The organism is Moorena sp. (assembly GCF_982860115.1).
This window is the reverse complement of record NZ_CEYLVT010000006.1, coordinates 52,149-62,550: the sequence shown is the minus strand read 5'-3', so window position 1 is coordinate 62,550 and position 10,402 is coordinate 52,149. Positions and strand designations below refer to the sequence as shown.

Below are 10,402 nucleotides of genomic sequence, written 5' to 3'. Positions count from 1 at the left end.
ACAACCTCCTAACCTTGGCCTATTGGCCACGCTACGCGAACAACCTCCTAACCTTGGCCTATTGGCCACGCTACGCGAACAACCTCCTAACCTTCAACCTTCTAACCTTGGCCTATTGGCCACGCTACGGGAAGAACTTGAACCGATGCAGGAGTCTTATCTAGACGTGCGGGGTTTACAGCTTTGTCTGTGTAGTTGGGGTCCGGCAGATGGAGAATTAATCCTATGTGTCCATGGTGTTTTAGAACATGGAGCGGCTTGGGAAGAAATTGCCCGTCCCTTAGCAAGTATGGGATATCGAGTAGTGGCACCTGACCAGCGAGGCCATGGACTTTCCCAGCATGTAGGTATGGGAGGGTCTTATCAATTAATCGATTACTTAGGGGATTTGGATGCGTTCGGCTCTGCCGCGCCAAATGCGATCGCACTTACAGACCAGCCATTTATTCTAGTGGGTCATTCCATGGGCGCTGTAGTTGCTGCCACCTTTGCCAGTGTCAGACCCGAAAAGGTCAAGTCTTTAGTATTGCTGGAGCCAGTGCTACCAGGAGAACAGAAGGACGATCAAACAGCTCAACAGATAGCAACCCACCTAGATTATCTCGCTTCCCCACCCCAACACCAGGTCTTTGAGGATATCCAAGCTGCTGCTAATCGTCTGCGCCGCTTAACCCCCAACCTCTCTGAGGAATTGGCTTTAAAACATGCTCAGCGACTTACCGAACCTGGTGAGGGTGGTGTACGTTGGCGCTGGGATCCAAGATTGCAAGTTCGTACTGGAATTGGTTTAAGTGGAACAGCGTTTAATCGAGATAAGTACACACAGCTACTGAGTCAAATTAAAGCTCCCACTACCTTAGTTTATGGCAATAATAGTAACTTTAACCGAGCCGAAGACATAGCTTTGCAACAAGCTGCAATACCTCACGCTCAAACAGTAACACTATCAGGAGGACATAACCTCCATGTCGATGCACCAGATGCTATAGTTGCAATTATCGCGAACAACCGATTAAAACTGAAAAATTAAAAAGTGACAAGGTAACAAGTAAAAGGGAAAAGGTAACAGGTAAACTTAACAATACCAATTACTAAATATAGCAAAACCAACTAGATAATAAAAGCAAATCTTGATTCAAAATAATACCAAAAAATCTTCGCAGCTCTTTTCCAATTTTACCTAATCCCTGTTCCCTGTTCCCTGTTCCCTGTTCCCTGTTCCCTCCCCTATACTAAAAAATGACTAATCTAGAGCTTTTCTGGGAAATCCCCTTATCCATACTCTCCTTCATCTTTTCCCGCATCCTAAGATTTGTGATGCAAACTATCGGGGGATACTTTACCTCCAAAAAAAACACTAAAAATCTTGAGTGGCAACTCGTTTCAGCCGAGTTTTTAAAAAAGCCCATCAAATTAATTTGGGCAATGAGTCGAGCTCGTTGGAATCTTCACGCTATTATTTCTCTAGTTGGACCGATTCAGGTCAAAGAAGTAATTAGCTTTGATGCGAGTGCAGCTAAACAATCAGCCCAATCTTGGACATTAGTAGTTTACAGTCTACCAGATTTTGAAACTATCACTAATATCAGCTCCCTCACCGTATCCGGAGACAACCAATGGGAATCCGTGACCTTGAAACCAGGTAAATATTTATTAGGTTTGCGGTATTATCACTGGTCAGACACAGTAGAGCAACCTACTGTTAAAGCAGATGGTGTTAACGTCGTAGATGCCAAGCAAATTAACGCCCCTACTGATATCAACAGCTTTTACCGTGACCTAATTAAACGAAAAAATTGGCTTCATGTCTGGTTAAATTACTATGTTTTCAACCTGTTGCGCTTTAAGCAATGGTTACCCCAACCATTTGTAAAAAAAGTATTCTTACCTGTACCGAATCCAGAAACAAAATTTTACTATGGTGCCTTTAAAAAAGGAGAATCTATTCAATTTAAACTAGCACCATCCCTGTTAACAAGCCATGACATTTACTACAGCTTGTACAGCCGTGAATGCTTTGCTCTAGATTGGTACAAAATTACTGAAGCGGAACATACAACATCTGCTAGTGATCAGAAGTCTATTTATATTGTTCGGATTCATCCGAAATTTGAACGCAATGCTTTATTTGAAAATAGTTGGGTGAAGATAGCCGTTGTTTGAAGTAATAGCTTGAAGTAGTACTGAATCTTGTAATCCCAATAATTCCAATAATTCCAATAATTCCAATAATCCCAAATTCTGGTGAAAAACCCCCTTTAGAATCTAGTATAATCTAGTCCTTGAGGTAGGGACTTTTTTGATTTAGACACGGTTTATATCACCGCGACCTAAGGGTAGTTTTGGCTAAAGGGGGATTAGTGAATCAAAGAGGATTAAATAGGATTTATGATCACCACTCCTCTTCTTTCGTTCCGCTGTGAAAAGTCAAGACTGAAAAGTTCATACCAACTACCAGTCAAGACCAATTACCACCCGTTCTGGCGAAGAGTTAAGCTGTTGCCATCAAAATCCTTAAAGAATGCTAATAGAACTCCTTCACCAACATCTTGAATCGGTGAAACCTCAATCCCTTGAGACATTAGGACATCACTAGCAAAAAATATATCTTCTACAACTAGTGTTAGTGCTGCTTCTCCTGTTCCTGTAGCTTTGTCTTGGTAGAGGCCAATTTGGGTGCCAGGCACGTTGGGGTAAAAGAACTGCGTCCAACGGTCTGTATCGCGGGAAGTATCCCGTTCCATGCCCAAAAGCTCTTGGTAAAAGAAGATGGCTTGGTCGAGATCGGCGACATTTACTTTAGATACATAGCCCGTTACGAGCTTATCCATAGGGTTTTGAGCAACTGCGGTGCTTGTCCATCCAGAACTTAGCAGAACAAAAACACTGATCAGTGCGATGACTGTTGCTGTCTTGAGCTTTTGCAATAATTTTTGCATCATTTTCATTTTTAGGTTATCCTTATCTAACCTTTTTTGGTGTGGTCTACTCCTAGGACATTTAAGTTTAAATTTAGATTTCATAGAGCAATATTCAGAGGTTAAGCCTGGTTATAACTAGACCTCTAAAGCTCATCTAAAAATCAGTAAATTTAAATGTCAGTTAGCTTCAGTTTTGTTAACTTCAGCCAACCAAAAATTATTATACACAGACTTATAGAAAGAAGACATAACCTTAACCAAATAAGTAACAAATCTTCAACCAAATAAGTAACAAATCTTCACTATTTTTTCTAGTCAGAGTTCTAAATTCTAGACGGAGTAAGGGATTTAGTAATTTTAAATAAGCGACGAATTAAGACAAGGACTTGACAATTTTTGCGAAACTTAGTAAACATAGGGGACTTGACATTAATAATTATTTAATTTTTAGTTAAACTGCCAGTTACTATCTTGGGCTCCAACCAATTAGTCTATCTAGTAATTAAAAGATTCAGTAATTTTTGGTAAAGTACTTGACAATTCAGGAGGATAGGTTACTATGACAGTCTAATAGTTAAAGCGCAGCGTTATAGGATTTAGGATATTACTCTGAGAGTAGCTCGATTGGCAACATTACTGTAAATGTCGTCTTTCCTGGCACCGACTCCACCAAAATCTGACCCTGATGTTTATCCACAATCTTTTTAACAATATCTAGTCCTAAACCACTCCCTTCTCCAGGGGGTTTAGTCGTAAAAAAAGGCTGAAATATTTTCGGTATAACCTCCGGGGGAATTCCTTTACCACTATCAGTGAAACTGACTTTTATCTGATCATCCTGCTTTCTAACATCAATGGTTAAGGTTCCCTTACTATCCATAGCTTGAATGCTATTGTGAATCAAGTTCGTCCAAACTTGATTAAGTTGGTCGGAATAGCAAAGAATAGCAGGCAAGGAATAGTCATAATTTCTGATTACATCCACACCATATTTTAGTTGGTTATAATAGAGAGTTAAAATAGTTTCAATTCCTTCAATAATATTTGCCTCTATTTTGTTACCACTCGAATCATCATGGGCATAAGTTTTCAGGGCAAACACTACTTTAGCAGCTCGTTCAGCAGCGGTAACAATGTTACGGGTACTGGTTTGGAGATTAGCAAATTGATAGGCAGTTTGTAAAATTTTTTCTCCCTCTGGGTCTTTGAGGAGAGGCAACAAAGGCTCTAGGTCATCCGAAACCCCAATTCCCACTAAAATATTAGCGATTTGTGCTGCTTTTTCAATCGAGTGGGATGTCATCTGGCCAGTCAATGCTCTTCTGATTTGACGTTGTTCCCGAGTAGATAAAGGAGTCGTTTGTTGGCTGGAGCGTTCTAGTAAGGTAAAGAAATCCGACTCGCGTTCCTTTGAAAGTTTTTGAAAAAAAGAAGGTAACTGCTTGAGGTGGTGAGCTAAAAAGTTGGCAAGATTCCTAACTGAGGAGTTAATCGCACCTAAAGGAGTGTTAATTTCATGAGCAACTCCAGCTACTAATTGTCCGAGAGCAGCCATTTTTTCAGATTGGATCAACTCATCTTGAGTAGCTTGCAGCTGTTGCAGAGTTTCGTTCAGTTCTGCTTCCACTTCCATGCGCTGTTTGATTTCTTTTTTCAGACGTTGATTCTGATCCTCCAAGGTCTTGGTTTGGTCTTCAAGGGTTTTGGTCAAGGAACGCAGTTGTAAATGTACCTTGACTCTTGCTAACACTTCCTGTGACTGAATCGGTTTAGTAAGATAATCGACTCCCCCAAGCTCAAATCCTTTCACCTTATCCTCTATACCGGATAAAGCCGTCATAAAAATTACAGGAATATCTTTGGTTTCGTCATCCCCTTTCAAACGGCAGCAGGTTTCAAATCCATCCATCCCTGGCATCAAAACATCTAGCAAAATGATATCTGGATGGGCATATTTAGCTCGCTTCAAGCCACTCTCACCATTGCGGGCTACCAAAATCGTCAAACCAGCATCTTCCAAATAATCAACGGCTACTCCTAAATTGGTGGGATTATCATCAATCACCAAAATAGTGAAGTTGCTCAAGTCAAGATCAGGGATATTCGTCGTGGTGACATTCATTGCTCTTCTTCCCAGTGCAGATAGTTTTCCACTAAAGCCACAATCTCCTCTTCGTAAAACCCTCGCGCTAAATCTTTGAGTTGATTGGTAATAAGGAATATAGTCATCCAGTTCTTCAAGATAGATAGCTGTGTCACAAATTTTCCTCATCAAAAATCCCAGGGAGTGTGCAAACCCCGCCTATGGGCGACCGGGGAAGAGAAACGAGAGTGGGTGCGGAAAAACCAGCCGGGGTATTTATTCCCCCTAAGTTACTTATGATGTGGATATTCAAGGGTATTACTTTCCAATCTTCCCCATCCTTTTGTTGAGATCTATATTTTCCGTAGTAATTCACCAATCTGGCAAAGTTTCAGGTCAATAGCAATTACACTATGTCTAGATTTGGGGATTAAGCCAAGTCCGCACGAGACTAGCCCTACGCCTAGTAATAATGCCTAGTAATCATATCGTTACAGTTTACATCGTCAATTGTAAACAGTGATGGGGAGATGGGCAGATGGGCAGAGGGTCAATTCAGGCAAATGATTGAGGAAAATGTTAAGTTGTCAAAAATTTTAATGCTACCAGATGATATAAGAGAAGCGTGGGATTCCAATCTATTTTTGACGGGTTTGCTAATCTGGAGTTATGGCCTGTAATCTGACCCAGAAACCCACTGACCATTGACTAATGACCAGTAACTATGTCACCAGCAAAAAACAGAACCTTTAGTCTCGACTTTGAAAAGCCACTGGTTGAGCTGGAAAAACGAATTAAGCAAATTCGGGAACTCGCAGAGGAAAACAATGTTGATGTTTCTGACCAAATCCGCCAACTGGAGACAAGAGCAATCCAACTGCGTCAGGAAATTTTTAATAGTTTATCACCAGGGCAACGGCTACAGCTAGCTCGTCACCCTAGGCGTCCAAGTACCCTCGATTATATTCAGGCAATCACTGATGAGTGGTTTGAGTTGCATGGCGATCGCGGTGGTTATGATGACCCAGCCTTAGTAGGGGGGATTGGCTCTTTGGCGGGTCGTGCTGTGGTAATATTAGGACATCAAAAAGGTCGGGATACTAAAGATAATGTAGCTCGCAACTTCGGCATGGCTGCGCCTGGAGGCTACCGTAAAGCGATGCGGCTGATGGAACACGCTAATCGCTTTGATATGCCAATTTTGACCTTTATTGATACCCCTGGTGCTTGGGCTGGTGTAAAGGCGGAAGAACTCGGACAAGGAGAAGCGATCGCTTATAACCTCCGAGAAATGTTTCGTCTTGATGTCCCCATTATGTGTACAGTCATTGGTGAAGGGGGTTCCGGCGGTGCTTTGGGAATTGGTGTTGGTGATCGGGTTTTGATGTTTGAAAACGCTGTCTACACCGTAGCTAGTCCAGAAGCTTGTGCTGCCATCCTTTGGAAAGATGCTAGCCAAGGACAGCAGGCAGCAGCAGCGTTAAAGATTACTGCTTGGGACCTCAAGGAATTAGGGATTATTGACAAAGTTTTATCGGAACCCATAGGGGGAGCTCATGGGGATCCCTTGGCAGCCGCCTCTATCCTCAAAGAGGCCCTATTGGAAAACCTGGCAGAACTAACTCAATTAACCCCTCAACAACGCCGGGATTTGCGCTATCAGAAGTTCCGAAATATGGGGATTTTTGTAGAAAGTTAGTCTTGAAGGGGTGAAAAGGTAAAGGGGCCAGATGTATATCTGCCAAGTACCCAAGGCGTTACTGAACTAAGAAGTGATCTCAAGGGTCGTAATCTCAAGTATAGTTAGGTTCGTTACCAATTACAGCTACCAACTTAAGGCGTGACAAATGATATTGCTATATATAGCAAGGGGTTCATCCTCTGGGGTATTGAGCTAATCATGCTCCGCATTTTGTCCGATGTTTAGGTTGGTAGCCCAATTACGAATTACCGTATCCCGATTTTTCTATCCTCAAAGTTTATTATTGACAGCCGACTTGGTAGCTGAATAGTCTGGGGATGATGATACAATTAACAATTGTTCACAATAGTCTAAGGTAGTTAGTCAGTTTGCTAAACAATTTCGGATACACCGAAAACCTAGCTGTGCCTTTGGAGATTAACTGCCCTAAGGGAGTGTCTATAATCTCGGTGCCTAACCAACTCACTGAACCTAAGCTTAATTCGACTGGCTCCACCTCTGGTGACCTTGTAGCTGGCCATTCAGATTTAAAGCTAGCAGATTTAAACCAAATAACTGCGTTATGTGGGCATTTGCTTCCGAGCAATCCTGAGTTTTATCCAGACCGTAGAGAAGCATTTGTAAAAAAATCTTGTAGAATTTGATGACATCGACTGTTGAGCGACGCGCCATAATTACTGGTGCGAGCAGTGGTATTGGCAAGGAAACAGCTTTAGCCTTTGCTAAGGCAGGAATCGATGTAGCCTTAGTCAGCCGTTCCCGGAACAACTTAGAGATGGTTGCTGCTGCTGCTAGGGCAGCTGGGGTGCAAGCTAAGGCTTATCCATTTGATTTAGCTGAGCTGGAGCAGGTTAGATCTTCCATAGAAGAAATCACAGCAGATTTTGCTCCGATCACTATTCTCGTCAATAATGCGGGAATGGCTTACACTAGACATCTCAGTGAGACACCGCTATCAGATTGGCAGCGCTTAATTGACCTTAATCTGACCAGTGTGTTTCAGTGCATCCAGGGGGTTTTGCCTGCTATGCGTGCCCAGCACCAAGGCACGATCATTAACGTGGCATCAATTGCTGCTGAGCAACCCTTGCCGGAATGGGGGGCTTACAGCGTTAGTAAGGCAGGTCTGATTGCCCTCTCCAAGACTCTAGCAGCGGAGGAAAGCCGCCATGGTATCCGGGTAGTAAGCATTTGTCCAGGTGCAGTCAATACCCCTTTATGGGATACAGATACAGTTCAGGTGCAATTAAATCGGTCAGGGATGTTGACCCCAGAAATTGTTGCCCAGTCAATTTTGCACACCGTCGAGCTACCACAACAGGCTGTCATCGAGTCCTTGACTCTGATGCCCAGTGCCGGAATTCTTTAGGGTATAGGTAAAAATAATAGCACACTTTTGGTTCACTGAAAGGTTATTGCTGTGTCAATTTAACCTGTCCCTATGGTCTGGCAATATCAACTTCATTTTTGTTTACAATCTAATCAGATTAATCATGACTATTGCTTCTTCCAATGGTTTCAACCGTGTTGAATCTGTTTCAACTGCTAAAAGTATCAATGGTAATGAGAAACATCAGCATAAGACCCGTCCTGAGCGCAATACCCAGAATGGTCACCAGCCCAATTTACAACCTCCTTTGGAAGAACTGAACCAGGAGATGATCAACGCTGTCACCACTATCCTATTGAGTGTTGGTGAAGACCCGCAACGAGAGGGACTGCTTAAAACCCCTAAGCGGGTAGCCGAGGCAATGCGATTCTTGACTAGTGGTTACAATCAGTCTTTAGAGGCAATAGTCAACGGGGCAATTTTTGACGAAGGTCATAATGAAATGGTACTCGTGCGGGATATCAATTTCTTTAGCCTCTGTGAACACCACATGTTGCCATTTATGGGTAAGGCTCACGTCGCCTATATCCCTAACCAAAAAGTGGTAGGACTCAGTAAAATAGCTCGTGTGGTCGAGATGTATGCACGGCGACTGCAAGTTCAGGAACGGCTGACTCGCAAGATTGCCGAAGCCATTCAAGCTGTCCTAGATCCCAAGGGTGTGGCTGTGGTGATGGAAGCTACCCATATGTCCATGGTGATGCGGGGTGTGCAAAAACCAGGGTCTTGGACTGGCACCAGTGCGATGGTCGGGATTTTTCAAGAGGATCAAAAAACTCGTGAGGAATTTCTCAACCTAATTCACCATCAGCCGAATTTCTTTTAGGGGTTTGACTTGAACGGTTAACTAATCCTACTAAAAAAGTCATTAGTCATTAGTGATTAGATCTCTGGAAAAATTAACGTTTAGCTTAGACCTGACAAAGAGTAGAGCCATGATTTTCACCCCTGGTTCTATAAGTCCTTAGTGAACAACACACATTAGTAACGCTAGTTACTGATGACAGATGAGTAATGACTAATGACTTACCTTAGCCACTAGTTAACAACATCCTCCCTAATAGTCTCCACATCAAACATAATGGAAAATTTTGCCTCAGGCATCATCTGCTTTAAAATCCGTAGATGTTCTTCAGCATTGCCGCGCCGTCTGAATCGGCCAACGGTGATATTGCTGAGCTTGGGTTGCAAAAGGACAATGATCCAGGGATTTAGCTTTTCTCTATAATTCAACATAGGTTTTCTTTGAGAAACTTGAATTTCAGGCAAAATTACCTTCCGCTACCATCAGCGACCCATCTTTACACGTTGGGAAGGTCGTGAGATGGGTCTTACCAGGTGCGGAGGCTTTCTTGGGCAAATAGCCCCTCATTCGGCAGGATTAATGACAGGGCAAGTTAGTACATATGTACTAAAGTGTGCGTGGAATTGAACGCAGCGTGACAGTTCTGCTTATTTTTTGTCTAATTCTTCTCACTTTTTGTCTAATCAGTTATAATAGACGAGCAAGTAATGGTGAATTAAAGTCTATTAAAGTTGATGACCAAAGCCGAAAATGCACCGGTTAACGACAGTAGACATCAAACCTCCTGTGGATAGAGCAATCGAAATCAGAAATTTGGCGGTGGGGCATCCCGTCATAAGTAAAGCTTGCCTTATACCCGAAAACAGACGCATTTCTGTAAGGAAATAGCGATCGCTGGGGTTGGCGAGAAGCCTACACCTAATCGATAGAGAGGTTTGGGAAATGTCACCGTAATTAGTTGCGGGTTAGATTCCCCTGATCAGGTAAGTCTGCTGGTGTTGAAGCGGCTTACTTTCGATTGCGCGATGATTTGCCTCTAGCTTGGCATAGCTTTGGGAATATTAGCTGTTTGGTGCAAACATTTTACAGAAAATTTATCTACGGTATGGTTAGTGGTAAGGTATTTTACTGAACTAGCCAATAACCCTATGTGAGGTCGCCAAACGGCTTGCTGCTGTCTGGCAAACAAGAAAAGGGCAGAAAACAAAGTTAACTGCCCTATTTTAATTAGGGCTTACGCAATTTAGCCATCGACACACGACATGTAGGTTTTAGAGGGTAACTATCACACTACATGTAGAGTTCATCCGCAAGCCCTATTTAAGCAAACCGTTCAAGTTTTCTTGAACAATAACAATTTATTATGAAAAGCCAAGAAGATCAACCTCTTACCCTGGTAAAACTCAGGGAACACGTCAATCTGACTCAAATGAAATTAGCCGTTGCTGTTGGTGTCAGCATTACGACGATTAGTGACTGGGAAAATGGCAAAGCCGAACCA

9 protein-coding genes are annotated in these 10,402 nt (G+C 42.6%); 6 read left to right on the top strand and 3 right to left on the bottom strand.

Features of this window, described 5'->3' with window-relative positions:
* Both AC4II3_RS02210 and AC4II3_RS02205 read left to right on the top strand, forming a co-directional pair.
* Nucleotides 1-1,030, top strand: a 1,030-nt coding sequence (locus AC4II3_RS02210) for an alpha/beta fold hydrolase (protein ID WP_488029151.1), incomplete at its 5' end; no start/stop codon positions are given.
* A 209-nt stretch (nucleotides 1,031-1,239) separates the two neighbouring features.
* Nucleotides 1,240-2,163: a DUF6208 family protein gene (locus AC4II3_RS02205; protein WP_488008694.1), complete on the top strand. Its 924-nt coding sequence runs from the start codon at nucleotides 1,240-1,242 to the stop codon at nucleotides 2,161-2,163.
* Nucleotides 2,164-2,468: 305 nt separating this feature from the next.
* Here AC4II3_RS02205 and AC4II3_RS02200 read toward each other — a convergent pair whose 3' ends face one another.
* Both AC4II3_RS02200 and AC4II3_RS02195 read right to left on the bottom strand, forming a co-directional pair.
* Nucleotides 2,469-2,948, bottom strand: a complete 480-nt coding sequence (locus AC4II3_RS02200; RefSeq protein WP_488008696.1) for a VOC family protein — start codon at nucleotides 2,946-2,948, stop codon at nucleotides 2,469-2,471.
* A gap of 577 nt (nucleotides 2,949-3,525) precedes the next feature.
* Nucleotides 3,526-5,043 carry a hybrid sensor histidine kinase/response regulator gene (locus tag AC4II3_RS02195; RefSeq protein ID WP_488008698.1) on the bottom strand — a complete coding sequence of 506 codons (1,518 nt, stop codon included), beginning with the start codon at nucleotides 5,041-5,043 and terminating at the stop codon, nucleotides 3,526-3,528.
* A gap of 685 nt (nucleotides 5,044-5,728) precedes the next feature.
* On the opposite strand from AC4II3_RS02195, the gene accA reads away from it, so the two are divergent.
* From accA to folE, 3 genes are all read left to right on the top strand, one after another.
* Nucleotides 5,729-6,703: an acetyl-CoA carboxylase carboxyl transferase subunit alpha gene (gene accA, locus AC4II3_RS02190; protein WP_488008702.1), complete on the top strand. Its 975-nt coding sequence runs from the start codon at nucleotides 5,729-5,731 to the stop codon at nucleotides 6,701-6,703.
* A 646-nt stretch (nucleotides 6,704-7,349) separates the two neighbouring features.
* The gene (locus AC4II3_RS02185; RefSeq protein WP_488008704.1) at nucleotides 7,350-8,075 is read left to right on the top strand and encodes an SDR family oxidoreductase; all 726 of its coding nucleotides are present in this window, start codon (nucleotides 7,350-7,352) and stop codon (nucleotides 8,073-8,075) included.
* A gap of 124 nt (nucleotides 8,076-8,199) precedes the next feature.
* Nucleotides 8,200-8,922, top strand: a complete 723-nt coding sequence (gene folE / locus AC4II3_RS02180) for a GTP cyclohydrolase I FolE (protein ID WP_488008706.1) — start codon at nucleotides 8,200-8,202, stop codon at nucleotides 8,920-8,922.
* 212 nt (nucleotides 8,923-9,134) lie between these two features.
* Here the strand turns inward: folE and AC4II3_RS02175 are convergent, their stop codons facing one another.
* Complete coding sequence (locus AC4II3_RS02175; RefSeq protein ID WP_488008708.1) at nucleotides 9,135-9,332, bottom strand: hypothetical protein; 198 nt, start codon at nucleotides 9,330-9,332, stop codon at nucleotides 9,135-9,137.
* Nucleotides 9,333-10,264: 932 nt separating this feature from the next.
* Here AC4II3_RS02175 and AC4II3_RS02170 point away from each other — a divergent pair.
* Nucleotides 10,265-10,402: helix-turn-helix domain-containing protein (locus AC4II3_RS02170; RefSeq protein WP_490722766.1), on the top strand; the 138-nt coding region annotated here is incomplete at its 3' end.